Below are 26450 nucleotides of genomic sequence, written 5' to 3' on the forward strand. Positions count from 1 at the left end.
CAGCTCAAGCATTTGAACAGTTTAAGATGGCGGCTTAATTTATCCCAAGTCCAGTTATACGATAAACTCAACACATATCAACAAGATACAAGCTAACTTATTTGGAAATATTATGTCTGCTACTTTAGATTTAACTTTAGACTTGATTCGTTGCCCGTCTGTGACGCCTGTTGATGCCAATTGCCAAGAATTAATGATTCAACGTTTAGAAAAAATTGGCTTTCACATTGAACGTTTACGCTTTGGTGATGTAGATAATTTTTGGGCGCGTCGTGGTACAACCGCACCTGTCTTTACTTTTGCTGGTCATACCGATGTTGTTCCCACAGGCACATTAACTGCTTGGCTTAATGACCCTTTTCAACCCGAAATTCGTGATGGTGTGTTATATGGTCGTGGTGCGGCAGATATGAAAGGTTCGTTGGCCGCGATGGTGGTTGCTTGCGAAAATTTTGTCGCTCAACATCCGAATCATCAAGGGTCTATTGCCTTTTTGATTACCAGTGATGAAGAAGGTGTCGCCAAAGATGGCACAGTAAAAGTGGTTGAACATTTAGAAGCACGCCAAGAAAAAATCACATGGTGTTTGGTGGGTGAGCCTTCGAGCAGTAAAACTTTGGGTGATGTGATTAAAAATGGTCGGCGTGGTTCATTAAATGGCATTCTTAAAGTGATTGGTATTCAAGGTCACGTGGCTTATCCACAATTAGCCGATAATCCGATTCATAAAGCCGCCCCTGCCTTAGCCGAATTAGCGGCTGAAGTCTGGGACAATGGCAATGCGTTTTTTCCTGCGACCAGTTTTCAAATTTCCAATATTCATGCAGGAACAGGTGCAAACAATGTGATTCCTGCCGATATTGACGTGGTGTTTAACTTCCGCTTTTCTACCGAAGTGACTGCCGAACAACTCAAGGCGCGTACTGAGGCCATTTTAGCCAAACACGGTTTAAAATATGATTTAGCATGGAGTTTGAGTGGTCATCCGTTTTTAACAGCTAAGGGTGAATTGGTTGCGGCCAGTGTTGAAGCGATTAAAGAAGTAGCAGGCATTGATACCAAATTATCGACCAGTGGCGGCACATCCGATGGTCGTTTTATTGCTCCAACAGGCGCACAGGTGTTGGAATTAGGGCCGATTAATGCCACGATTCATAAAATTAATGAATGCGTGAATGTCGCTGATTTAGATGCCTTGGCTAAGATGTATGAAGGCATTTTGGTGAGATTGTTGGCGAAGTAATTTGTGGTTTGTAATGTGGGTTGACGAAGGGAAACCCACATTACACATATCAAGCCTCTGTGCGATGGACTATACCTATCGCTAATTGGGGGCAAACCATGGCGCAATTATCTATTCACTTTCAATGCCGTTTAGAGGGCATTATAAATGCCCGTTGGGATAACCCACCTACAGAAGAATCTCAAACACGATGACGCGTCTTTACCCCCTACTCCCTTATCACCCAATACAAAAATGAATTAGCTTCAAGATTCATAATCATTATATTTCTTATAGTTACTCTCACTTATTTCTCTCCGCCAACCACCTAAAAAACCAACCATCAGGTCTATCAATTCCATCTAAAACATAAGTTAACACGCGCTCATCACGCAAGGTTAAATCAAGTCGATAATGCAAACTCGGAGTTGCAGCCATTAATAAACGATCATTGGCCTGCAAAACCAACTCTTCTTCATCAAAATCAACAATAAATTGACCTGTACGCCATAAAGCAACCGCATGAATAGCCAATCTATCCTCACGATGCCGATTATCACGCAATATATCTTTTAGCTTAATACTGCGTTTCTGACACAATAAATTAAATACGGCAGGTGCTTCATTAACATTCATACACACTTCCCACACATGTGTATCCTCTTGAGGCAAGTGTGTGAGCAATTTTTCTAAAATGGTGTTTGGCATTGTTGCCAAATAATCTTGTAACTGCGGCAACATGGTTGATGTCATCGCCGCCAAGCATTGGCGAGCCACCATCACACTTGGCACCATCAACATATCGGGTTTTAAGGCTTGAAATAATAAAGCACTATGGTCATCATTTTGTCGAAGAATCACATAAATATCAGGATTAACTTGCCGTGCCAAAGCTACTAAGGCCAAATTGCGTGTGTCATCACCCGTCGCCACCACAATGCCTGCTGCATAAGGTAAATGAGCATCACGCAACTCATCTAATTCATCTTGCCAAATACCATCGATATCTTTCGCCGATAAGTTTAATAAAGTTGGATCAATGGGGGTACATGGACGACCTGTTTCACTGAGCGCGTCAACCACCAACTTACCAAAACGACCATAACCACAAATAATCCATTGCCCTTCAGGACAATCTCTATTGCTTAAACGACCTGTTCCATGTGTAGGGGTTAAACGTGTAAACAAAGTATGTGCTTGGGGATTTATTAATAATAAGCGTAATTCATCAGTAAATACGGTAAATGGATTAATTAACATATCCGTACCAAAAGCCAAAGCACTTTCGGCAACACTAGGTGTTTCAGAGCGACAATAAACAGGAACATAGGGATTGAGTACACGAGCAGCAGCGGCAATACCCAAATTGGTGGCATCATCAGAGGTTAAAGCCAATACACCTGCCAACTCTCGATGAGATAACCCTGCTGCCATCAAAATTTCGGCATCACGCGCATCTGCTAATAAAGCTGGCACACTAATGCCATGATCATGTAATTCAAGTTCAAAAATTTCATGCTCTCGTTTTTCAAGCACAACAACTCGTTGACCTGTATGTCCCAAACGATCACATAATAATGCGCCCGTTTGTCCATAACCACACATTAACCAAAATGGCTCACGCATTCTTTGTACTTGGCGGCTAAAGCTACCACGCTTCATGGCAGATAAAAAAGTACGATCTTGAGCTAAAGCCATTATTGCGGCCAACAACCAAGCCCAAACAATCACGGATAAATAAATACAAAAAGTCACCCACATACGTTGGGCATTCGTGAAAGCATACGGAATTTCACCAAAACCAATGGTTGTTGCGGTATAGCTCATGAAATAAAAGGCATGAAACCAACTCATTGGCGCAGCATTGCCATTCCCATCCACACCATCAATCAACACCAAACCTGTGACACTGATGGCATAACTAATAATCACCGCAATAATTGGAAAACGTAAACGCCGTAATGCAATAAAAAAGGCGGTATTCATTAGCGACGGAACATCACAGTTTCGGCAATTAACAAAATTAACGACACAAAATTCGCTAACATTGCACCACCTGATAAGGAGACAATACTAGCCATAACAGTAGGTGTCATTGCTCCAACAACATGCACTTGATAAGCCCATACAATAGCCGCCGCAACCAATTGCAAAACAGCCACTAAACTGGTGGCTAATTGAGTTGCGCCCATGTGTGAGCGATCGCCAAACTTTAACGAGGTGGCAATTAAATTAACAATCAAGGCAGCCGCAAACTCTCCTAAATGATGTAATGACGGATCATCAATATCACCAATAAAAAAACCAAAGTTTAAGGTTGCAGCTAAGACAATAAAAAAGGCAAAAACGACTTTTTCTAAATTCATGTTATTTATCCTTGTTTAATCGCCACACCTTGAATAATACAGCCACCCACCGAGACTAATTTAGGATGTTGAAAACGCTCAATTTTTTCAAAGCTAAAACCTGCTTGTTTAATGGTGGCTTCTGTATCCCGATTTAACTGACAACCACACGCTAAATGTTTCCATGCAGGATTAATGGCATCTTGGCAACGTGCTAACCAAGGTTTTGGTGCGCGTACATGTTCCAAAAACAATAATTGGCCATTTGGTTTTAAGACTCGATAGGCTTCTTGCAAAGCTAATAAAGGATTAGGAATGGTGCATAACACCAAACACATAATCACCGTATCAAAACTATTATCAGCAAAATCTAACTGATGAGCATCACCCACTGCCAACTTAACCACTGCTTGTGAAGGAGCTTTTTTGACCATCAATTCTGCTTTTTTTAGCATTGGCAACTCAGGTTCAATGCCAATAATTTCGCTCGCATCACTGCCATAAAACGGTAAATTTGCGCCTGTACCAATGCCAATTTCTAAAATACGGCCTTTGGCTAAGGCAATAGTTTGCTGACGTTGTGGCTTTAATGGTTTGGTTGCCACATCTAAGACCACAGGAAAAATATAATCGGCATAAAAAGACATTTTTATTCTCTATCAATCATGTAACAACAGACCAACAAGCAGAGTTGATGTATCAATTGCTAGTTTCGACTCCGCTCAACTAACACTGCTCCCTGAGCGGAGTCGAAGGGCATTCTACAAATCTGCCAAAGGATGTTCAGGCCACAAACTTTGATAATGGCCATCTAACCATGCTTCGGTCACTTGCTCAATGGTTGCAGGTTGCCATTGTGGATGTTGATCTTTATCAACCAATAAGGCACGTACACCTTCAATAAAATCTGGATGACGCGCACATTGCACCGATAAAGTTAATTCTTGTCTAAAACAATCGGCCAAGCTTTGCTCACTACCCTGCTGCCACTGACGATAAATTAACGCAGCACTGGTTGGTGAACCACGCTTTAAGGTGTTTGCGGCTTTATCAAGCCAAGTATTGCTACTCGGCTGAATAAGTTGTTGATACAGCTCCAGCAAATTATTAGCTTGGGTACGTTGTTCAATATCCGTTTGAGCTAAAGCTAATTGACCTTGAGGCAGTTCTTTAAGAGCCAATTGATCTAAGAGTTGGCTAATTTGTTGTGGATGTTGTTGTCTATCTTTCGCCCACTCAATCAAAGCTAATTGTTCAAGTACTTGTTGACGTGCCGAGCTTGGCAAGGCATGGCTAGCAAACCCAGTTTGTAGGGCATCCGCAGCATTAATTTGCGCGCCTGTCATGCCCAAAAACAAACCTATTTTGCCTAAACGTGCCAAAAACCACGAGCCACCGACATCAGGATACAAACCAATGGTTATTTCGGGCATCGCCAAACGGGATGTTTCAGTAACAATACGGTGTGATGCCCCTGCCAACAAGCCGATGCCACCACCCATAACAAAACCTGTCGCCCAAACAATAAACGGCTTGGCAAATTGATGAATCAAATAATCTAAACGATATTCAGCACTAAAAAAATCAACTGCCGTTTTATCATCAATGCCATGCTCACGCACCGCGACACAAATCTTTTTAACATCACCACCTGCACAAAAGGCTTTTTCACCTGCCCCCTGTAAAACGACCGCCACCACATTGTCGTCATTTGCCCATTGTTGCAATTGCGGATACAACAACTCAATCATCGGTAAATTGAGTGAATTGAGCGTTTTTTCACTATTAAGTTGAGCTATGGCAATTTTTTTACCATTGGTGGAGGTTAATTCACTAAATAAAACAGGTGCTAAAGAACTCATGCAGGTAATGCCCAATTAATTGGCTCTAAACCATGTTCTGCTAAATACGCATTGGTCTGAGAAAAATGTTTGCAACCAAAAAAACCACCACGATTGGCAGCCATTGGCGATGGATGGGTCGCTTTTAGCACTAAATGCTTATTGGTATCAATGTGTTGACCCTTCTTTTGGGCATAACTTCCCCAAAGCAAGAAGACTAAATTTTCACATTGCTCATTTAATACTTTAATAATTTCATCAGTAAATAATTCCCAACCACGACCTTGATGTGAGGCAGGTTGGCCAGCTTCTACTGTCAGTACACTGTTAAGTAATAACACCCCTTGTGCCGCCCATGAGCTTAAATCGCCATGACGAACAGGCTGCGCGCCCACATCATTAAACAACTCACGATAAATATTTTGCAAAGATGGAGGAACAGACACACCACGACGCACAGAAAAACACAAACCATGGGCTTGGCCAACACCGTGATATGGGTCTTGTCCTAAAATCACCACTTTGACTTGTGACAAGGGTGTAGTATTTAAGGCATTAAAATATTCGCCTGCGGGAGGATAGATGGTTTTGCCTAATTTTCTTTGCTCAGCTAAAAACTCACGCAAATTAGCCATATAAGGTTGCAAAAATGTGGAAGCTAAGGCTGCTTTCCATGACTCATCTAATTGAACTCTGGCTAATGCCTCTTGTTCTTGACTGTTTAAAGATACAGATACGGCTGTATTCATGCTCAAATATCCTTAAAAATTATAAAAATACGCTTTTTCCTAATTAATATGACAAACAGAACGTACTTGTAATAACAATAACTGTTTCATCACTTCACGGTCATAGCTATCTACAGGCTGCAATAAACCTTGTATTTCTATATGACGAATGGTCATTAAAATTAAACGACCTGCATTTTGTGCTTGCTCAATGCCAATTAACTCTAACATTTTGCTAATGTCACGCAATACACTTTGACTATAATCTAAGGCTAAAGGATGCAAACGCTCATCTTGTAACACGGCATACCAAAAAGCTTGTTCCGTTAGCAATTTATCCCGATGATTTTTTAAGCGATCTAACACTTCATCAATCGCCACATCAACCATATGTTCAATCACTTCGGGCAACACAGCTTTTAAATCTGTGCCTGAATATAGTGGAAAATTAACTAATAACCATTCGTGAATACGCACCCAAAATGGATTAACAAAGTTTTCCATCACATCTTTGGCATATAACGTTAAAGCATCAGCCAATAAATCATGAATATCCTTAAAATAATAAGTTGTTGCTGACAACGGTACATCAGCCTCTTGAGCAACTGCCCGATGACGTACACCACGCACTCCATCACGCACCATGACGCGCAAAGCGGCTTGTAAAATCGCTAAACGACGCTGTTCACTGCCCTGACGTGCAGGTTTTCGACCATGATAAGAAGCTTTCGCTGATTTAGATGACATTGCAGACATGAAAACAACACTACTCAAAGAAAATCTATATAAAATCTTATTATCTATTCTAACGAAATAGTTTATCGTTTGATATGAAATACACGCCAATGTTGACAGCAAACACCCTACTTTGAGTACAATTGGCGTATTAGCTGTATGTCTTTTTGCGAAAAGGCTAATCTTATTCTTGAATTACAGCTTTTAACTCTCTAATATCACTAAAAATATAACATATTCGCCGAGGCGCGACATGAAAAAGACCCTGTTAATGACCACCCTTTTATTTGCTTTTGGCGCACATGCTGCCGATATGCCGCCTCAAGGAATGAGCATGGCACAAGTGCAAAAAAACTTTGGTGTGCCTGTTAAAAAAACCAAAGCAATTGGTAAACCACCCATCACTCGTTGGATTTATCCAGATTACACCGTAGTTTTTGAATATAAACACGTAGTGCAAAGTGTAAAAATGGTTAAAGAAGACGTTGCTCCTGCTCCAACAGCTAACACACCCAAAGATGCTCCGACCACAACACCTGCTGCCAACGAAGCCACGATCAAACTAGATGTTCAACAATAATCATGTTGATTATTGGCCATCGCGGCGCACGTGGTGAAGCTCCCGAAAATACCCTCAGTGGTTTTAATTATTTAAAATCACTGGGTGTGTTTGCTTTAGAACTTGATATTCATGTTAGTAAAGACCAACAACTTGTTGTCATTCATGACTATAGTTTAGAGCGGACAACAACAGGCGTTGGACTCGTTAAAGAGCAGCACGCTGCCGATCTTGCCGCGTTAAATGCTTGTTTTTATTTTAAAGATTGGCCATACCATGATGGTGTGCCGCTATTAAAAGACGTATTAGCGTTGGTCAACGATTTTGTGCATTTACAGCTTGAAGTCAAAGTCAAAGATGCTGAAGACTATGCAATAGTAGGTCGTGAGCTTGCCAAATTGTGGCCACAATTTACCCATCGAATAGTTACTACGTCGTTTAACACCGATTATTTGGCTTATATGCAACAGCACTATCCACATATTAGTCGTGGTTTATTGGTTGAAAGCAACTTTACAGGCAATATTATTGCTACCGCTCAACAACTAGATTGCCAATTAATTGCCCCTCATCATAGTCTATTAAATAAAACGCTCATTGATACGGCTCATCAACAAGGGCTGATGGTGTCAACATGGACGGTTAATGATGCTCAGCGTATGCAAGATTTAGCCGCAATGGGTTTAGATAGTTTAATTACCGATTATCCGAGTTTGGCTCTTAAAACTTTTATTACCTAAGATGGGTTTCGTTCCTCAACCCATCCTACTAATGCCCACTGGTAAACTTTAAGCCTAAAATGCCTGCAACAATCAATAAAATACACAATATGCGGGCAACATCTCGTGGTTCATTAAACAAGATCATGCCACACACTGCCGCGCCCACAGCACCGATGCCCGTCCAAATCGCATAACTTGTGCCTAAAGGTAAGGTTTTCTGTGCTAATGCTAAAAAGTACACCGAAGCTGCCATACCCAATACACAAAACACGGAAGGCCATATTTTCGTAAAACCGTCAGTGTATTTCATGGTCACTGCCCATTGCACTTCTAATAAGCCCGCAATGATTAAATAAAGCCAAGCCATCAGTCGTCTCTCATGGCATCTTTAATTAAAGGATTATTCGTTTGTTTACTGGTTTCGCATTTTTGGGTATCACCACCACAAACAGGACACTCTTTATCGCCTGTAAAACGATTTAAGCCACCACACGTGCCTTTTAACGGCTCTTTACCCATCAATACACCGACCGCCATTAATAACATCATTAACACAATCGCGACTAAACACACGAAAAATAAGCTCATGGCTGTTGCTCCAAATACACTTTAAACGTCGAACTATATTGCTCAGCAAAACCTGTTGGCGTTTTTAATAAATAATAGACGGCAATTTTTTGTTTTTCTGCAAGTGCTAAACCTTCTTTTGCCCCTAATACATTGAGGGCTGTTGCCCATGCATCTGTATAAGCAGCCTTTTGATGATTAAATACAACCGTCGTTGATACAGTTTTATGCTGAATGGGTTTAGCCGTACGGGGGTCAATGGTATGAGAATAACGAACACCATCAATTTCGTGATAATTTCTATATGAGCCAGACGTTGAAACCACCGCCTGTTGCTGCCCTAGTTTTAACACTCGCTCAGGTAAACCACTGCCATCGGGCTTTTCTACGGCAATTTGCCATGTTTGCCCATTGGGTTTTAAGCCTTGTGTTTTTAACGTACCTGCTACCGACAACATATAACTATGAATTTGATATTTGGCTAAGACTTTCTCTAGTTCATCAACGCCAACACCCTCACCCAACGAGGATAGATTTAAAAAAACATCTTTTTGACGTTGAGCTTGATGAGTTTGTGGATTTAATAAGACCGATTGCCAACCCACACGTTGTCGCGCATTATCAATTTCGATTGGGCTAGGAATATGACTTGGCACAGCTTGTTTGCCAAACCCCCATAACTCCACTAATGCCCCCACGGTGACATCATAAACACCTTGAGTCGCTGCACTGACTGTTAAAGAGGTTTGAATACTATTAAATAACATGGGACTAAGTTGTTGCCATTGCCTCATAGGACTTTGGTTAAATTGCATTAATTCGGTATCGTTTTGATAGGTCGACAATACTTTATTAGCATGATCTAAACTGGCTTGTAGTTCTTGTTGCAGTTGTTGCACGCTGACTTGTGCGGGCAAAGCATCAATTTTTACCGCCCAAGGCATACTATAATAAGCAACGCCCGAAAAACTGACAGGCTCTTTGGCAACGGTTGAACAACTCGCAACACTGATACTGAATAAAGCAATCAACAAACTACGCATAACAAATCTAACAAGAAAAATTTTGTCGAAGTATCAAAGGATGTTTAATGAAACTCAAGACTAAATTTGTTGTAAAAAATAAAGGCGCATTTCTGCGCCTTTATTTTGAGAAACTCAGTTTAACCACCAAAATCATCCAACATGATATTTTCGCGGTCAACACCTAAGTCTAATAACATTTTAATCACCGCTGCGTTCATCATCGGTGGGCCACACATATAAAACTCACAATCTTCAGGAGCTTGGTGGTTTTTTAGGTAATTTTCATACAGAACGTTATGAATAAAACCCGTGTAACCTGTCCAATTATCTTCAGGTTGTGGTTCAGATAAAGCCAAATGCCATTCAAAATTAGGATTATCTTTGGCTAATTGATCGTATTCATCAGCATAAAAGGTTTCACGCAATGAACGCGCACCATACCAAAAACTGACTTTACGGTCGGTTTTGATGCGTTTTAATTGGTCAAAAATATGTGAACGCATCGGTGCCATACCTGCACCACCACCAATAAACACCATCTCGGCTTTAGTTTCTTTGGCAAAAAATTCACCAAAAGGCCCAAACACAGTAACTTTGTCACCTTTCTTTAAGTTAAACACCCAAGACGACATTTTACCTGCTGGTACTTCATGGAGTTGACGTAAAGGTGGTGTGGCAATCCGAATATTAAACTTTAATAAACCTTTTTCTTCGGGGTAATTGGCCATTGAGTAAGCACGAATCGTAGGTTCAGTGGTTTTGGCTTTAACATCAAATAGCTTAAACTTGTCCCAATCACCACGATATTGCTCTTCAATATCAAAGTCTTTATAGCTATTTTCGTAGGCTGGTGCTTCAAGCTGCATATAACCACCTGCGCGGAAATGCACATCTTCACCCTCGGGTAATTTTAATACCAACTCTTTAATAAAGGTCGCCACGTTATCGTTAGAAATAACTTCACATTCCCAACGTTTAACGCCAAAAAACTCTTCATCTAATTCGATTTCGAGGTTCTGTTTAACCGCTAATTGACAACCTAAACGCCAGCCTTCACGAATTTCGCCTTTGGTAAAGTGTGGCTCTTCGGTTGGTAAAATATCGCCCCCACCAGCTTTAACTTTGACTTTACATTGACCACACGTACCACCGCCACCACAGGCAGACGACAAAAATAGTTTTTGCTCAGCTAAACATTGTAATAATTTACCGCCGCTTGGCACTTCTAAACGTTTTTCGGGGTCGTGGTTAATATCAATAGTGACTGTGCCTTCGGAGACTAATTTGGAGCGTGCTGCTAAAATAAAAGCCACCAACACCAATACCGTCACCGTAAACATGACCATACTGAGGATAATAACTGCCTCTTGAGACATTTCCCTCTCCTTATAATTTAATGCCAGAGAAGGACATAAAGCCTAAAGCCATCAGTCCTGCCGAAATAAAAGTAATCCCTAAGCCCTGTAAGCCTGCTGGCACATCGCTGTATTTTAATTTTTCGCGTACAGCGGCAATCAACACAATCGCCAATGCCCAGCCACCACCAGAACCTAAACCATAAACCACACTTTCGCTAAAGTTGTAGTCACGTTGCTGCATAAATAATGCACCACCCAATACAGCACAATTAACGGTAATTAGTGGCAAATAAATTCCTAATGCGTTATATAATGAGGGTAAATATTTATCACAAGCCATTTCAATCACTTGCACAAGTGCAGCAACAGTACAGATATAACTCATTAAACTTAAAAAGGACAAATCAACAGATGATGCGCCTTGCATACCTGTCCATTCTAATGCACCTTCTTTGAGTAAATATTGCCACAATAAATTGTTAGCAGGTACGGTCAAAGTTTGAACAAAAACAACGGCAATACCTAAAGAAATCGCGGTTTGGATTTTTTTGGAAATTGCTAAAAAGGTACACATACCCAAGAAGAAAGACAGTGCCATGTTTTCAATAAACACTGCCTTAGTAAATAAACTCAAATAATGTTCCATCTACTTGCTCCTTAATGGTGAGTTTGTGCTTTGCTATGGGGAGCAATTTTAAATTCGGTTTTTTCTTGTTGGTCAGTTTTCCATGAGCGTAATGCCCAAATGGTTAAGCCAATTAAAAAGAACGCTGAAGGAGGCAACAACAACAAGCCATTGGGAATGTACCAACCACCATTATTCACTGTTTGCATGATGGTAAAACCAAACACTGTTCCCGAACCAAATAACTCACGGAAGAACGCCAACAACATTAATAACGCTGAATAACCTAAACCATTACCAAAGCCATCGACAAAACTAATTACAGGTGGATTTTTCATGGCAAAGGCTTCTAAACGCCCCATAACAATACAGTTGGTGATAATCAAACCGACAAATACCGACATTTGTTTGGCAATTTCTGGCACAAAGGCTTGCAGTAATTGGTCAACAATAATCACTAATGTCGCTACAACCACCATTTGCACAATAATACGAATCGAACTGGGAATCACGTTACGAATCATACTGATAAAAAAGTTGGAAAATGCCGTCACTAACGTCAAACCAATTGACATCGCTAAAGCATTTTTCATGGTGCTAGTCACAGCCAACGCCGAACAAATACCCAACACCTGAAAAATCACAGGGTTAGTATTTAAAATCGGGCCTAATAATATTTCTTTGGTACTTTGTTGTTCGGCCATGTTAAATACCCCCTTCGCGTACTTTGCTCAAGAATTTTTTATAGCCCAAATCACCCATCCAAAATTGGACAAGGTTGGTTACACCATTACTGGTTAAGGTTGCACCTGATAACCCGTCTACTTGATGAATAGCATCAGGTTTGGCTGGGTCAACATTACCTTTAATAATTTTGAAATGGGTTTGACCATCAGCACTGTAAACTTGTTTATTAATCCACAAAGCTTTCCATTTGGGATTATCGACCTCACCACCCAAACCTGGTGTTTCGGCATGTTCAACAAAGGTCACTCCCATAATAGTATTAGCATCATTTTTTAACACTAAATAACCATATAAAGTTGACCATAAACCATAACCAGAAACAGGTAGCACCATTTTTTCGATTTTACCTGCGGCATCACGTACCACATAAATATCGGCTTCTTTAGCACGGCGGCGTAAACCTGCAATATCTTGCTCAGCCGTTAATGCCATCGACAAACTGCTATTTTTGAGTGCCTTACGTTGGTCGTAAGGGTCATCAAGTTTGACTTCTCTAAATTCACCTGTATCTAAATTAACCAAATAACGTTGAAATTTAGCAAATTCTTGATTGACGCGGGCTTTGTCTCCCTCACCTTCGGGCAGAACTTGTGCTGCGGCCAAAATTTTACGTTGTTTTTCAAGTGCCTTATTTTCATCTTGAATCGGCTTTAATAAAGTCACTGCTGCTGCTAAAGCAATCGAACACACCACCGACAAGACACTGGCAACAACGAGTGTTTTTCCTGTAGATTCTTTAGACATTGCGTAATGCCCTCCGTTTGATGTTGGCTTGCATAACAAAGTAATCAATCAGTGGCGCACATAAATTAGCAAATAAAATCGCCAACATCATGCCTTCTGGATAGGCAGGATTAACCACTCGAACTAAGACCACCATTACACCAATGACAATACCAAACACTAAACGGCCAGTATTGGTCATTGCGGCTGAAACGGGGTCGGTTGCCATAAACACCATACCAAAGGCAAAACCACCCAACACCAAATGCCAATGCCACGGCATGGCAAACATCGGATTGGTATCTGAACCGACTTGATTAAAGATAAAGGACATGGTAGCCATGCCAATCATCACCCCTGCCATAATCCGCCATGAAGCGACACGGGCAATTAATAAAATTGCTGCACCAATCAGAATGGCTAAAGTAGAGGTTTCACCCACAGAGCCAGCTTCAAAACCGACAAAGGCATCCCACCATGATAAAGGTTGTAAGCCAGTTGCGGTCATGTGTTGTACACCTGTATAAGCGGCTAATTTAGCTTGACCTAAAGCCGTTGCCCCTGAGAAGCCATCAACACCCAATTTCCAAAATTCTTTATCAATCGCTGTCCAAACGGTATCACCAGACATATAAGCAGGATAGGCAAAGAATAAGAACGCACGCCCCGCTAAGGCTGGGTTAATAAAGTTTTTGCCTGTACCACCAAACACTTCTTTACCAATCACTACACCAAAGCTAATGCCTAAAGCCACTTGCCATAAAGGCACAGTGGGCGGACAAACTAAGGCGAATAACACTGAGGTCACAAAAAAGCCTTCGTTAACTTCATGACCACGTTTAATGGCAAATAAAACTTCCCAAAAACCACCCACAATAAAGGTCACGGCATAAATTGGCACAAACCACGTTGCCCCATACACCAAACAATCCCACCAAGAATTGGCATCAAAACCTGCCAATAAGGCAATCAACCAATGACGCCAACCATCAATCGCCAATTCTGGGCTCACGGCTGGGTTATGTTGCATGGCATAAGCCAACGTACCTAAAGCTTGGTTACCCACATTCCACATACCAAAAAACATGGCAGGGAAAGTAGCCATCCATACTAAAATCATAATTCGCTTTAAATCTACCGAATCACGAACATGAGAGCCTGCATGAGTGACATTAGGAGGACTATATAAAAAGGTATCAATCGCTTCATATAAGGGATACCATTTTTCATAGCGACCACCTTTTTCAAAGTGGGGAGCCATTGCATCTAATTTATTTCGCATCCATTTCATAATTGTTTAGCCCTCTTTCTCAATGCGGTCTAAAACATCACGGAGGATGGGACCATATTCATATTTACCTGGACAAACAAAAGTACATAATGCTAAATCTTCTTCGTCCAGCTCTAAGCAGCCTAAAGACTGTGCCATATCGGTATCACCTACCAATAAGTAGCGCAATAGCTGCGTTGGCAAAATATCTAAAGGCATAATATCTTCATAAACTCCAACAGGCACCATGGCTCGCGGTCTACCATTACTGCTCGTGGTCATGTTGAATTTTTTGCCCAACCAGCGACCAAGATAAACACCCAATGCAGAAAAACGATGACTACCTAATTTCATGTAGTGCAACATTTCACGCTCTTTGGCTTCTGGAATCACCGATACTTGCAAATGATAACGGCCTAAATATGCCTCTACCCCTTGCGCATGACGTCCTGACAACACCGAACCCGAAATAATACGATTATCGCTGCCAGATAACTCACCTGTGGTCATGTCTAATAACGATGCACCAACAATAGTTTTGGCTAAACGTGGTTGTTTAACGCTGGCACCAGCCAAGGCAATGATACGTGTGCTATCTAACTCGCCTGTGGCGAATAATTTACCAATCGCAATCACATCTTGATAATTGAGATGCCAAACTACACGACTTGCAGACGCAGGATGCAAAAAGTGAATATGAGTGCCGACTAAACCCGCAGGATGTACACCACCAAATTCATGGGCATTAAATTTACCTGTCGAGAATTGCGCTTTTTCGGCCTTACAAACATAAATTTTGTCGGCTAGCTTGGACACTAAAGCCAAACCATCTTCAAAGACTTCTTGTTGTTGTTTTATGACAACTTCTGGGTCAGCCGCTAAAGGATTGGTATCCATTGCATTAACAAAAATTGCACTGGGCGTTGTTGTGGGGTCTGGTATTTTACTAAATGGACGAGTACGAATCGCTGTCCACAAACCTGATGCCACTAACTGCTCAATCACTCCATCACGGTTTAGATTGGCTAATTGATCCCGATTATATTGTCTAAAAGTAATTTGCTCGCTGCTATTACTTTCACAATCAATCACTAAAGACTGAAATACACGCTTTGCACCACGATTAATTGCTCTAACCCGACCTGTCACAGGTGCGGTAAAAATCACTTGGGGATTTTTTTTATCGGCAAATAATGGCTGTCCTTTCACCACACGATCACCTTCGGCCACTTTCATGGTGGGTTTCATACCCATATAATCTGCACCTAAAATAGCCACAGACCGTACCGAAGACATATCGCTGATTTGTTGTGACGGTGCGCCAGTAATTGGAATATCCAAACCTCGTTTTATTTTGACCATCTTGCACTACTCAACAAAAAAACTATTTCTACAACACTTTTAAGCATTATTGGGTTATTTAGTCTCATTTTTAACATTTGGCATTGGGGCAATACACCACAATTAGCCTGCCCACACAACATCACTTCTTCTATGACGAGACATAAATGGCGATATTTGTAGCAAAAAACTCAATAATTGTTATATTTTTGATAGAAAAATATTATAGCGAATGATTGTATAACAAGTTTTTGCGCTAGTCCTACATTCTGACTTTTTTTTAACGGCTTTTTCTGATTTTAGACATATTGCAAACGCTAAACGCAACTCAAATAAAAAAGCCAGAGATAAACTCTGGCTTTTTGCAAAACACTAACCGCTTAGGCAGTTAATTGTTCGGCTGGAACAGTCACGTATTTAATGCCAGCCATTTGCTCGGCAATACGTTGTACTTGGCAGCTATAACCCATTTCGTTATCGTACCAAACATAGACACAAGCATGGTTACCGTTAACGATAGTAGCTTGGGCATCAAAAATACCCGCTGAGCGTGAACCAATAAAGTCTGTAGAAACAACTTCGGTAGAGCTGGTGTATTCGATTTGACCTTGTAAATTAGAATGTAAAGCGATATCGCGCACATACTCATTTAACGCATCACGACTAACATTATCAGCAAAGGTTAAGTTCAAAATCGCTAAAGACACGTTTGGTGTTGGCACACGCACAGAGTTACCTGTTAACTTGCCTTGTAATTCTGGTAATGCTTTAGCAACGGCTTTCGCTGCACCAGTTTCAGTAATAACCATGTTTAACACCGCAGAACGACCACGACGGTCTGCTTTGTGGTAGTTATCAATTAAGTTTTGGTCATTAGTGAAAGAATGCACTGTTTCTACGTGACCAGAAACAATATTAAACTTATCGTTTAAGACTTTGAGCATAGGTGTGATTGCGTTGGTGGTACAAGAAGCGGCAGAAATAATTTTGTCGCTGTCTAAAATATCCTTACTGTTAACGCCATAAACCACATTTTTAATACTGCCTTTAGCAGGTGCAGTTAAGATAACACGTGCCACACCAGCACAAGTTAAATGACGGCCTAAACCTTCTTCATCTTTTAACTTACCCGTGTTATCAATCAAAATTGCATTGTTAATGCCATATTGAGTGTAATCAACGTCTTCTGGCTTGCTCGCATAAATCACTTTAATGAAGTTACCATTAGCAATAATGGCTTCGTTCTCTTCATCAACCGCAATCGTACCTTCAAAAGAACCGTGAATAGAGTCACGACGTAATAAAGAAGCACGTTTTGCTAAATCACCTTCTTGGGTTTTACGCACCACAATCGCACGTAAACGCAAACCTTGGCCATTACCTGCTTGTTCAATAATCAAGCGTGCTAACATACGACCAATACGACCAAAACCGTATAAAACCACATCAGTTGGTTGACCAGCACAGTTACCATTACCAATTACTGTACTTAACTGTTGGCGTAAAAAGTCACTGACGGTTAGGCTTTTGTCGCTGTTCTTATAATCGATAGCAATTTTACCTAAATCAACTTTACAAGCCGCAATATCAGTCATTGCTGCTAAAGCTTCAATAAATGGTGCAGTATCAACAACGGACAACTCGCCTGCGATCATACGTACACGACGGTGTACTTTTAACATTTGAATGACAGAACGGTTAACTAATGTACGGCTAAAAACTTGAACGATGACATTACGTTCACGGTATAACTTACCGATGACTGGAATTAAACTCTCGGCAATAGCTTCACGGTTTTTCCAACGAGCGAAATGATCTTCTTGCAAGGCTTGAATGCTAGTTACAGTCACAAGCGTGTCCTCTGGTCAGCGAAGTTAACGATGCGCCACAATCAAATTTAGGACTTACGCATTTCACCAAAATTCTTGTGTTGAGCGAAGTCGAAACAAGCGCGCTTTGTGAACATAAAATCGTTGAAAACGGTTTACATGTGAACAAACCAGCGATTACCGCGTAAGTCCTAAATTAATTAGGCGGTAAAAAGTGGCCAATATTCTACTCGCTTTTGTGAAAAAAGTCAGTTTTTGTCAGTTTTTTTCATGATAAGTGGCGGCAAATATCAAGACGCTTTATTTTTGATATTTGGTTTTCCACTCGTCATAAGGCATACCATAAATATGCTCACGAACCGCATCATACTCTAAAGCTACACCACGCTCTTCGCCTGCGGCCTTCACCCATTTAGCCAAACAATTACGGCAAAAACCTGCTAAATTCATTAAATCAATATTTTGCACTTCGGTATTATTTTGCAAATGTGCCACTAAATGACGAAATGCAGCGGCTTCTAATTCAGTTTGTGTGGCTTGATCTACATTCAACATACATTTTATCTCTTAGTTAACTTCTTACGCCAAGTTGGCCATTGTGCTTCATCTTCTGCACGTAGTGCAAATAAATCATCCATCAACTGATAAATTTTTGCTTCGACTTGTTCACGTACTTGCCATTGTAAGTCTTTATTTTCACTTTGAGTTTGCATGGCTACGGTAGTAATTCGCTCGCCAAAAGCAAAATACATCTTTTCTGGGCGCGGCAACAGCCCTAAACCTGTTGCTAACGGCATAAACGCATCACCACCACGTAAATATTTATCACTAATGCCCGTTTTTTGTAGCCATTTGCCCACTCTTGATTGATAAAAATCGTTGGTGTCATATTGAATAGTATACGCATCATCCGCACCGATTGCGGCAAAGGGAATAATGTCATAACCATTTTGCATCGCCATCCGTGCAAAACCTGTGCGTTGTTTCCACACTAATTGGTACAACTCATCTTTGTTTTTCATCACCTCTCGGCCACCACCAGGATAAACCAAAATATGCTCTTTTGCCTCCATGAGTTGTTGGCAGTTTTCAGGTGTGCCTGCCACACAACCATTATCCACCAATAACTTACCCCACAAAGGCACTTTAAAATGAATATGATCGCCTAAAGAACGTAAAAAAATTCCTTTATGTTCATATAATCCTAAAAGCATGAGTGGCCCATCTAAAGTGCCATATAAAGTGTGATTACCCACATATAAGGCTGGCCGACTACGATCTAAATGTTCTAAACCCATAAATACTGGATCAAACCATTTATTTTGCAAATATAGGGCTTTTTTAATGCGTGATAATGGTGGAGGACTAAAGGTTAATGGATGACTCATTTGGCTATCTCAAAAAAGATGGTTGATCATTTTCATCGTACTAATTTTTATATATCGTTATCGTCAATGCCATTTGTCACTGGCTTGTTGACAATTTCTAGCATACGCTAAAGCCGATTGTCCGACAATCATTACGCAAACGCGACAAACTCAGTTACAATATGCCATCTTTTTAGGATTGATACCCATAACTTTGCTAGTCATCGAAATTATCGGTATTAATCTTTTATTTTAGGCGGAACAAGTTATGGGTGAAAAGTTACAACAACTCAAAACAGGTGGCTTTGAACGTCGTTGGTCATTAGCAAAAGCCAGTATTGTTGCAGGCACACGTTTTGCGACAGCCAGTGCTAGCACGATGTTTAGTGATGAAGCAACCCGCGAAATAAAACGCCGAAAAAGCCTTGCCGAACAAGCCGAATATTTAGTCGGTGAAATGGGCAAACTCAAAGGCAGTATCGTCAAAATTGGCCAAATGATGGCGTTGTATGGCGAACACTTTCTCCCAGAAGAAGTCACTCGTGCTTTTCACCAGTTAAATGATCAAACTGTTGCCCTTGATTGGTCGGTAATTAGCAAACACATAAAACAGGAATTAGGCGATAAACGTTTTAATGAATTAGTCATTGATGAAGAACCATTAGGCGCTGCTTCTTTAGCACAAGTACACCGCGCACGCCGTAAAAGTGATGGCACAGAATTAGTGTTAAAAGTGCAATATCCCGGTGTTGCCGATGCGATTGATTCTGACCTAGCCTTAGTCTCACAAATGATGCGTTTGGCTCGTGTTGTGCCGCAAACGCGTGAGTTTGAAGAATGGCTCGAAGAAGTGCGTTCAATGATGCACCGCGAAGTCAACTATCCACAAGAAATGGAAACCACTCGCCTATTTCACAAATATTTGGCAGGCGATGAACGTTATATTGTCCCTAAAGTTTATCCTGAATACTCTACGCCACGCATATTAGCCATGTCTTATGAACATGGTGTACCCATTAACAGCAATGCAATTATGAGCTTATCGCAAGAACGCCGTAATAAATTGGCTTATGCGTCTATGGAAATTTGCTGCCGAGAAATGTTCGAGTGGGGCGAAATGCAAACCGATCCTAATTTCGGCAATTATTTAGTACGTTTAGGTGATGGTGTAAACACACCCGACAAAATTATTTTATTAGACTTTGGTGCAGTACGTGATTTTCCTGAAGATTTAATGACTTTGGCACGAGCCTTAACCAAAGCATCAGTATTAAGACAACGTGAGGTTTTAGTATCATCGATGAAAGGTTTTGGCTTTTTTGATGAGATTAGTCAAGATACCAAACAAAAACTGGCTGACTTATGTTTGCTTGCAGTAGAGCCATTTACGGAGTTAACTGATGCACCTAAAGACGTGCTTGATGAACATGGCAATTATATTTGGGCAAAAAGCAACTTACACAAACGTGTTTTAGTACAAGGCGCAAAATCTGCCGCCACAAAAGAATTCTCTGTGCCGCCCAAAGAACTGATGTTTATTAGTCGTAAGTTTATTGGCGCTTATACTTTTATGACGGTGATTGATGCACGGATTTATGCGTTTGATATCATTAAACCGTTTTTGAAATAAACCCTGTAGGGGCGACCCTTGTGGTCGCCCTTAGTTGGATACCCACAAGGGGTATCCCTACACTACCAATAAGCCCTTCAACTCTGCCACTTTCTCATTTAGCAAAGTCACATCGCCTTTTGTTTCGACATTTAATCTAACGACTGGCTCAGTATTAGAGCTACGTAAATTAAAACGCCATTGACCAAAATCCATCGAAATACCATCTAAGGTGCTTAATTGGTGTGGTTGCGCTGCATAATGCTGTTGAACACGAGCAATCGCTTCTTTGGCATTATTAATAGTAAAGTTAATTTCACCACTACAAGGGAAGTCCATCATACATTGGTCAACCACTTGTGATAAAGAGCGGCCATCTTGTGATAACAACTCAACCAATAACAACCAAGGAATCATGCCACTATCACAGTAGAAAAAATCACGGAAGTAATGATGTGCCGACATTTCACCGCCATAAACCGCATCAACTTCACGCATTTTATCTTTAATAAAGGAATGGCCACATTTGCTCACCACCGCACGACCACCATGCTGTGCCACTTTTTCAATGGTATTCCACTCTAAACGTGGATCATGAATAATCGCGGCATTTGGTGCTTTTTTCAACAATTGTTCGGCCAACAAGCCAACCAAATAATAACCTTCAATAAAACGACCATTTTCATCAAAGAAGAAACAACGGTCAAAATCACCATCCCATGCAATACCAAAATCGGCCTTAGCCTCAACCACTGCTTTTGCAGTGACTAATTGCTGTTCGGTCAACATTGGGTTGGGAACACCATTAGGAAAATGACCATCAGGTTGATGATGCAAACGAGTAACTTGTAATGGCAAACTTGCCGCTAAAGCATCAAAAAATGGCCCAGCACACCCATTACCCGCATTAATTAACACATGCAACGGTTTAATTTTGCTGACATCAATTAACGACAGTAATTTTGCCACATAGCCTTCTAATACATTTTGCTCACGATGTAATTTAGTGTCAGCAACATATTGGCTTGGTGCAGAGACTTCGGCCATTAAACGAATGGTTTCTTGTTCAATCGCTCCTAAACCACTATCACTACTGATTGGCTTAGATTCAGCCTTAACCATTTTTAAACCATTATAATCTGCAGGATTATGGCTCGCAGTTACCATAATACCGCCACCCATACCTGCTTGGCCTGCGGCATAATAAATCATTTCTGTGCCACAAAAACCAATATCAATCGTGGCCACACCTTCGGCATTTAAACCTGCAATTAATGCTTGGCTCATTGGTTTACTTGATAAACGTGCATCTTGACCCACAGCAATTGGTGCTGTTGGTTGTAAAACACGGGCATAAGCACGACCAATACAATAGACCATAAACTCATTTAATTGGTCTGGCATACGACCACGAATATCATAAGCTTTAAATGCCGCTAGCTTTTTTACATCACTCATTATTGCTTCCTAAAAAAATTAAATCGCTTCACCACGACCAATCGCAAAATATCTAAATCCTTGCTCTTGCATATATTCTGGGTCATAAATATTACGACCATCAAAAACAACAGGTTGTTTTAACAATGTTTTTATAGTTGAAAAGTCGGGGCTCAAAAACTCATCCCATGCTGTCACCAATACTAAGGCATCAGCATCAGTAACTACTTCTTCAGCATTTTTAGCAATCGTTAATAATGGATGTTTACCATACTGTGCATATAACGCTTCGGCTGCCATAGGATCATAAACAGCGGTATAACATCCCTGCGCCCATAAAGCCTCTAACAAAGGATGGACAACTGAATTTTCCAAACTTGCTGTACCCGCTTTAAATGCAGCTCCCCAAATCGCTATTTTTTTACCTGCTAAACGCCCTGCAAAAAACCGCCATACTTTTCTAAATAAAATTTCTCTTTGGGAGTCATTAATCATCAGAACGGTATCAATAAGTCCCGTTGTGTCCAACTCTTCACGCAACGTTTTTGCAAAACTCAATAAATCTTCTGAAAAGCTTGGACCACCAAAACCACAACCAGCTTGTAAATAATCACTTCCAATACGTGGGTCAGCTGCCAAACCCTGACGTACGACATCAATATCTATACCTAACTTTTCAGCAAGTGCAGCCATTTCATTCATAAAACTAATGCGTGTTGCTAACATCGCATTAATCCCCATTTTTATAAGCTCAGATGTACGATGCGGCACAATCATCATATGTTTGGCTTTACGCACAAAAGGTCTAAGTACCTCTAAGGCAACCATTATTTCATGACTATCTTCTTTCCCACTCATTAATAATAACGAGGGTCGTGAAAAGTCGTCTAAAGCACTTCCCTCGCGACAAAATAATGGCAAACCTATAATATATGTAGCGTGTTTGCGCCCTAACTCAATATCTTTTGATAATACAAAATCTCGTAAATGATCTAAAGTACCTATGGGCAAGGTAGAAACTAAAAGTAAATAAAGGGCTTGTTCATCATCATTATGAGTCATGATACTGATAATGAGTTCTTTAATACCCTCGACATGCAAATCAGCGGCAATAAAATGCACATACATAACATGCTCAAAATCATCCGCTAACGATACTAATTGTAAGCGTTGTGCTTGTTGTTGCTTTTCTAACAAAGCCACTAAATTTGTTTCACGCTCAGGGTCAAAACTATTATTAATACCACTAATACGCATTGTTACTTTGTGGCCAACTTCTGCTAATTTAGCGGCTGTTACCCATGCAAACAAAGAGTCACCATGTACACATAATTTCATGAAACACTCCTTTCTGCTTGACGAACCAAATCTAATAAGCCACATGTAGAAGCATCAAAGCCCGCAATACCTTCTCCATTGGCAAGAGCATTAGTCATTTTATCAGCGATTTTTTTACCTAACTCAACCCCCCATTGATCAAAGGGATTAATATCCCAAATAACTGACATAACAAATACTTTATGTTCATAAAGCGCAACCAATCCCCCCAAAGTAAATGGACTGAGCTCATCAAGTAATAACGTGGTAGATGGCTGATTGCCTTGATAGCGTTTAAAATTAGGCGTATTTTCATCACTATCCGTGCTTGCATCACCTAGCATTAAAACTCTTGATTGAGCTAAGCAGTTAGCTAAAGCCAATTGATGTTGAACTTGTAAAGATTTTTCTGCTTCCTTTGAATAAATAGTCCCCGTATATCGCTTAATTGGTGCAATAAAGTCACATGAAACTGGCTGTGTACCTTGATGCAATAATTGATAAAAAGCATGTTGGGCATTTGGCCCGACTTCTCCCCATAGCACAGGACATGTAGAATAATTTAACCTGTTTCCTTGTTTATCTACTGACTTACCATTACTTTCCATTTCTAACTGAGATAAATAAGACGGAAAAAACTTTAATCGGCCATCATAAGGCAATACCGAATGCGCACGAATATCTAAAAACGTTGCATTCCATACACCAATTAATCCTAATAATACAGGCAAATTTTCAGCTAAAGGCTTTTGACTAAATTCATTATCTATAAAGTGTGCACCTGCTAACATTGCCTCAAAATTAGCCATACCAATTTTTAGTGCAATTGGTAAACCAATACCTGACCACAAAGAAAAACGACCGCCAACCCACTCCCAAAATAATACTTGGTTATTTTCAGGAATTCCCCATGCTGCCATTTTTTGAGGCTGAGTAGAAACACCAATAAAATGATGAGCCAGTATTAGTGATTTATCTCCAACCGATTTTAACATCCATTGCATGGCTGTATGAGCATTCGATAAGGTATCAATGGTAGTAAATGATTTAGATGAAACAATAAACAATGTTGTTTCTGGTTTTAATGTACCCAGCAAATCAGATACTTGAGTCCCATCAATAGAACTCACAAAATGAATTTTCAGCTGACTTGCTTCTGTAGGCACAAACTCATTGAGTGCTTGACATGCCATAAATGGCCCAAGATCAGAGCCACCAACACCGATATTAACAACATCCGTGATCGCTCTGCCAGAAAAACCACGCCATTGCCGAGAATGTACTCGTTCGACAATTTGTCGTATTCTTGCTAAACTTTGATGAACCTCTGGAACAACATCTTCACCATTAATAATTAATTTCGCATCAACAGGCAAACGCAATGCTGAATGTAAAGCAGGTCGTCCCTCTGTATTATTAACAATATCTCCACCAATTAGGCTTTTAATAGCATTGGGTAATTCTACGGCTTCAGCTAGGCTAATTAGCTTTTTAAGGGCATCAACATCTAATTTTTGTTTTGAAATATCTAAAAAAAAAGGCCCTACTTTTACGGTCAAAGCACGATGCCTTTCTTGATCATTCGCCAAATCTCGTAAGTGTAAATGCCCCATATCTTTTGCCTTACACTGTAAATTCAGCCATTCTGGTAATTCAGAGCGCGGCATCTTTTGATTATTTTTCATAACGAGTGTCCTTACATCAGATAACCGAACTCAACCACTTAGCAAACGCTACGCCCACCTCTTGATCTCTCAAACCTAAAGCTGTATTGGCTTGTAAATAGCCTAATTTACTACCACAATCATAACGAATACCCTTAAAACGATGAGGGCGAAATACCTGTGTTGATAATAAACTAGCAATACCATCTGTTAGTTGGATTTCTCCACCAGCACCTGCTTTAACTTCTCGTAATGCAGCAAATGTTTCCGCAGGCAACACATAACGACCAACAACAGCCAATGTACTTGGTGCAACCTCTGGTTTTGGTTTTTCTACCATGGCTGTAATACGACCATCAGCATTTAAGGATACCACGCCATATTTATCCGTTTTTTCTCGTGGTACTTCTTCAACAGCTAAAGAAAATGCTGATTGTTGATTATAAAGAGCAACCATATCAGCTAAGCAACTGCCTTGGGGATCATCAATAAAATCATCAGGTAACATTACTGCAAATGGTTGGTCACCAACAACAGGCGCAGCGCATAACACAGCATGTCCCAAACCTAATGCTTTAGGTTGGCGTACTACCGCTAGGGTCATACCATTAGGTAACGTTGTGCGTACGGCCTCTAACATTGATTGTTTGTTTCGTGCTTCTAAAGTCGCTTCTAGCTCAAAATTTACGTCAAAATGATCTTCAATTGCTCTTTTACTAGCACTTGTGACCAACACAACTTGGGTAATACCTGCTTTAGCTGCCTCTTCTACAGCTAATTGAATTAATGGTTTATCTAGAACAGGCAACATCTCTTTAGGTATTGCTTTGGTTGCAGGCAAAAAACGCGTTCCCAATCCAGCAACAGGTAAAACAACGGACAAAATAGGCTGTTGCGACATAAAACTCTCCTTTCAAGCAATGAAACAAATTTAATTTTAAATAATATCTACATTAGTCCGTATATCGCAAAGGCAATAATTGGCATACTTATAGCACGTTCAGCATTTATACGAAAAATTTATTACAATTTGCAATAAATTTTCATCACATTTGTTTTTCCGCTATAATGTTTGTCGCATATTATCCATACTAATTTCATTCCTTGTAGGACAATTTTACCAACAAATAGATATAGTATAATTATACACGCTATATTAAAGGATATGCCTAAGGAGAAATCTATGCCTATGAATCAAAACATACTCAGTCCACATCACAAAGTTTTAGATTTCTTTAATCGTACAAGTGACATCTTCTTTCTTGGTATTAGCCTACTTATTGCTATAGAGTTTAATGATAAGGATTGGACTCAAACAGCTACGGTTCTTTTTTTATTTTCGATTATTTACTCTCAACTTAGCGCATCATTAACAGGAATGTACGAGTCGCAACGTAGTTTAGGTATAACAAAAGTATT

27 protein-coding genes are annotated in these 26450 nt (G+C 40.3%); 5 read left to right on the forward strand and 22 right to left on the reverse strand.

Going from position 1 to position 26450, the window contains the following annotated elements:
* The first annotated feature begins 112 nt into the window (after positions 1–112).
* Positions 113–1243, forward strand: a complete 1131-nt coding sequence (gene dapE, locus Q0212_RS02980) for a succinyl-diaminopimelate desuccinylase (protein WP_297921995.1) — start codon at positions 113–115, stop codon at positions 1241–1243.
* 282 nt (positions 1244–1525) lie between these two features.
* Here the strand turns inward: dapE and Q0212_RS02985 are convergent, their stop codons facing one another.
* The 6 genes from Q0212_RS02985 to Q0212_RS03010 form a co-directional block, all read right to left on the reverse strand.
* Positions 1526–3208, reverse strand: coding sequence for a TrkA family potassium uptake protein (locus Q0212_RS02985; RefSeq protein ID WP_297921998.1), 1683 nt, complete (start codon positions 3206–3208; stop codon positions 1526–1528).
* Positions 3208–3588, reverse strand: a complete 381-nt coding sequence (locus Q0212_RS02990) for a DUF6394 family protein (RefSeq protein WP_297922001.1) — start codon at positions 3586–3588, stop codon at positions 3208–3210. The genes Q0212_RS02985 and Q0212_RS02990 overlap by 1 nt, the downstream gene beginning before the upstream one ends.
* A gap of 5 nt (positions 3589–3593) precedes the next feature.
* Entirely contained in the window at positions 3594–4214 is a 621-nt protein-coding gene (locus tag Q0212_RS02995) for a class I SAM-dependent methyltransferase (RefSeq protein WP_297922004.1), read from the reverse strand.
* A 114-nt stretch (positions 4215–4328) separates the two neighbouring features.
* Positions 4329–5429 (reverse strand): enoyl-CoA hydratase/isomerase family protein, encoded by a 1101-nt coding sequence (locus tag Q0212_RS03000; protein ID WP_297922007.1) that lies wholly within the window; start codon positions 5427–5429, stop codon positions 4329–4331.
* The gene (ung, locus tag Q0212_RS03005; RefSeq protein WP_297922010.1) at positions 5426–6157 is read right to left on the reverse strand and encodes a uracil-DNA glycosylase; all 732 of its coding nucleotides are present in this window, start codon (positions 6155–6157) and stop codon (positions 5426–5428) included. Before ung ends, Q0212_RS03000 begins: the two co-directional genes overlap by 4 nt.
* Positions 6158–6196: 39 nt before the next feature.
* The gene (locus Q0212_RS03010) at positions 6197–6892 is read right to left on the reverse strand and encodes a TetR/AcrR family transcriptional regulator (protein WP_297922013.1); all 696 of its coding nucleotides are present in this window, start codon (positions 6890–6892) and stop codon (positions 6197–6199) included.
* 250 nt (positions 6893–7142) lie between these two features.
* Here Q0212_RS03010 and Q0212_RS03015 point away from each other — a divergent pair, with 250 nt between their 5' ends.
* The gene (locus tag Q0212_RS03015) at positions 7143–7451 is read left to right on the forward strand and encodes a hypothetical protein (protein ID WP_297922016.1); all 309 of its coding nucleotides are present in this window, start codon (positions 7143–7145) and stop codon (positions 7449–7451) included.
* Between the two features lie 2 nt (positions 7452–7453).
* Positions 7454–8170, forward strand: a complete 717-nt coding sequence (locus Q0212_RS03020) for a glycerophosphodiester phosphodiesterase family protein (protein WP_297922018.1) — start codon at positions 7454–7456, stop codon at positions 8168–8170.
* A 28-nt stretch (positions 8171–8198) separates the two neighbouring features.
* On the opposite strand, the gene sugE is transcribed toward Q0212_RS03020, so the two are convergent.
* The 12 genes from sugE to Q0212_RS03080 form a co-directional block, all read right to left on the reverse strand.
* Positions 8199–8519 carry a quaternary ammonium compound efflux SMR transporter SugE gene (gene sugE, locus Q0212_RS03025; protein ID WP_297922021.1) on the reverse strand — a complete coding sequence of 107 codons (321 nt, stop codon included), beginning with the start codon at positions 8517–8519 and terminating at the stop codon, positions 8199–8201.
* Positions 8519–8740: a (Na+)-NQR maturation NqrM gene (gene nqrM, locus Q0212_RS03030; protein WP_297922024.1), complete on the reverse strand. Its 222-nt coding sequence runs from the start codon at positions 8738–8740 to the stop codon at positions 8519–8521. The genes sugE and nqrM overlap by 1 nt, the downstream gene beginning before the upstream one ends.
* Entirely contained in the window at positions 8737–9762 is a 1026-nt protein-coding gene (locus tag Q0212_RS03035) for an FAD:protein FMN transferase (protein WP_297922027.1), read from the reverse strand. Before Q0212_RS03035 ends, nqrM begins: the two co-directional genes overlap by 4 nt.
* Positions 9763–9881: 119 nt before the next feature.
* Positions 9882–11120, reverse strand: a complete 1239-nt coding sequence (nqrF, locus tag Q0212_RS03040; RefSeq protein ID WP_297922030.1) for an NADH:ubiquinone reductase (Na(+)-transporting) subunit F — start codon at positions 11118–11120, stop codon at positions 9882–9884.
* Positions 11121–11130: 10 nt separating this feature from the next.
* Positions 11131–11748: an NADH:ubiquinone reductase (Na(+)-transporting) subunit E gene (gene nqrE, locus Q0212_RS03045; protein WP_297922033.1), complete on the reverse strand. Its 618-nt coding sequence runs from the start codon at positions 11746–11748 to the stop codon at positions 11131–11133.
* Positions 11749–11759: 11 nt separating this feature from the next.
* On the reverse strand, positions 11760–12431 hold the full coding sequence (locus tag Q0212_RS03050; protein WP_297922036.1) for an NADH:ubiquinone reductase (Na(+)-transporting) subunit D: 672 nt from the start codon (positions 12429–12431) through the stop codon (positions 11760–11762).
* 1 nt (position 12432) lies between these two features.
* Entirely contained in the window at positions 12433–13218 is a 786-nt protein-coding gene (locus Q0212_RS03055) for a Na(+)-translocating NADH-quinone reductase subunit C (protein WP_297922039.1), read from the reverse strand.
* On the reverse strand, positions 13211–14488 hold the full coding sequence (locus Q0212_RS03060) for an NADH:ubiquinone reductase (Na(+)-transporting) subunit B (protein WP_297922042.1): 1278 nt from the start codon (positions 14486–14488) through the stop codon (positions 13211–13213). The genes Q0212_RS03055 and Q0212_RS03060 overlap by 8 nt, the downstream gene beginning before the upstream one ends.
* A 6-nt stretch (positions 14489–14494) precedes the next feature.
* Complete coding sequence (locus Q0212_RS03065; RefSeq protein WP_297922044.1) at positions 14495–15829, reverse strand: Na(+)-translocating NADH-quinone reductase subunit A; 1335 nt, start codon at positions 15827–15829, stop codon at positions 14495–14497.
* Between the two features lie 359 nt (positions 15830–16188).
* Positions 16189–17658 carry a glyceraldehyde-3-phosphate dehydrogenase gene (locus Q0212_RS03070; RefSeq protein ID WP_297922047.1) on the reverse strand — a complete coding sequence of 490 codons (1470 nt, stop codon included), beginning with the start codon at positions 17656–17658 and terminating at the stop codon, positions 16189–16191.
* A 279-nt stretch (positions 17659–17937) separates the two neighbouring features.
* On the reverse strand, positions 17938–18192 hold the full coding sequence (locus Q0212_RS03075) for a DUF1244 domain-containing protein (protein ID WP_297922049.1): 255 nt from the start codon (positions 18190–18192) through the stop codon (positions 17938–17940).
* A gap of 5 nt (positions 18193–18197) precedes the next feature.
* Positions 18198–19025, reverse strand: a complete 828-nt coding sequence (locus Q0212_RS03080; RefSeq protein WP_297922052.1) for a lysophospholipid acyltransferase family protein — start codon at positions 19023–19025, stop codon at positions 18198–18200.
* Positions 19026–19272: 247 nt separating this feature from the next.
* Here Q0212_RS03080 and Q0212_RS03085 point away from each other — a divergent pair, with 247 nt between their 5' ends.
* Entirely contained in the window at positions 19273–20634 is a 1362-nt protein-coding gene (locus Q0212_RS03085; protein ID WP_297922054.1) for an AarF/ABC1/UbiB kinase family protein, read from the forward strand.
* 57 nt (positions 20635–20691) lie between these two features.
* Here Q0212_RS03085 and Q0212_RS03090 read toward each other — a convergent pair whose 3' ends face one another.
* Genes Q0212_RS03090 through galU form a run of 4 tightly spaced genes read right to left on the reverse strand, consistent with a single transcriptional unit; the run spans position 20692 to position 25932 of the window.
* Positions 20692–22071: a phosphomannomutase CpsG gene (locus Q0212_RS03090; protein ID WP_297922057.1), complete on the reverse strand. Its 1380-nt coding sequence runs from the start codon at positions 22069–22071 to the stop codon at positions 20692–20694.
* An 18-nt stretch (positions 22072–22089) separates the two neighbouring features.
* Complete coding sequence (locus Q0212_RS03095) at positions 22090–23388, reverse strand: nucleotide sugar dehydrogenase (RefSeq protein WP_297922060.1); 1299 nt, start codon at positions 23386–23388, stop codon at positions 22090–22092.
* The gene (gene pgi, locus Q0212_RS03100) at positions 23385–25052 is read right to left on the reverse strand and encodes a glucose-6-phosphate isomerase (RefSeq protein ID WP_297922063.1); all 1668 of its coding nucleotides are present in this window, start codon (positions 25050–25052) and stop codon (positions 23385–23387) included. Before pgi ends, Q0212_RS03095 begins: the two co-directional genes overlap by 4 nt.
* A 16-nt stretch (positions 25053–25068) precedes the next feature.
* On the reverse strand, positions 25069–25932 hold the full coding sequence (gene galU / locus Q0212_RS03105) for a UTP--glucose-1-phosphate uridylyltransferase GalU (RefSeq protein WP_297922066.1): 864 nt from the start codon (positions 25930–25932) through the stop codon (positions 25069–25071).
* 282 nt (positions 25933–26214) lie between these two features.
* Between galU and Q0212_RS03110 the strand changes: the two genes are divergently transcribed.
* Positions 26215–26450, forward strand: a 236-nt coding sequence (locus tag Q0212_RS03110; RefSeq protein ID WP_297922070.1) for a hypothetical protein, incomplete at its 3' end; no start/stop codon positions are given.

The organism is uncultured Agitococcus sp., from assembly GCF_937920075.1.
In the GTDB taxonomy this organism is placed as follows: Bacteria; Pseudomonadota; Gammaproteobacteria; order Pseudomonadales; family Moraxellaceae; genus Agitococcus.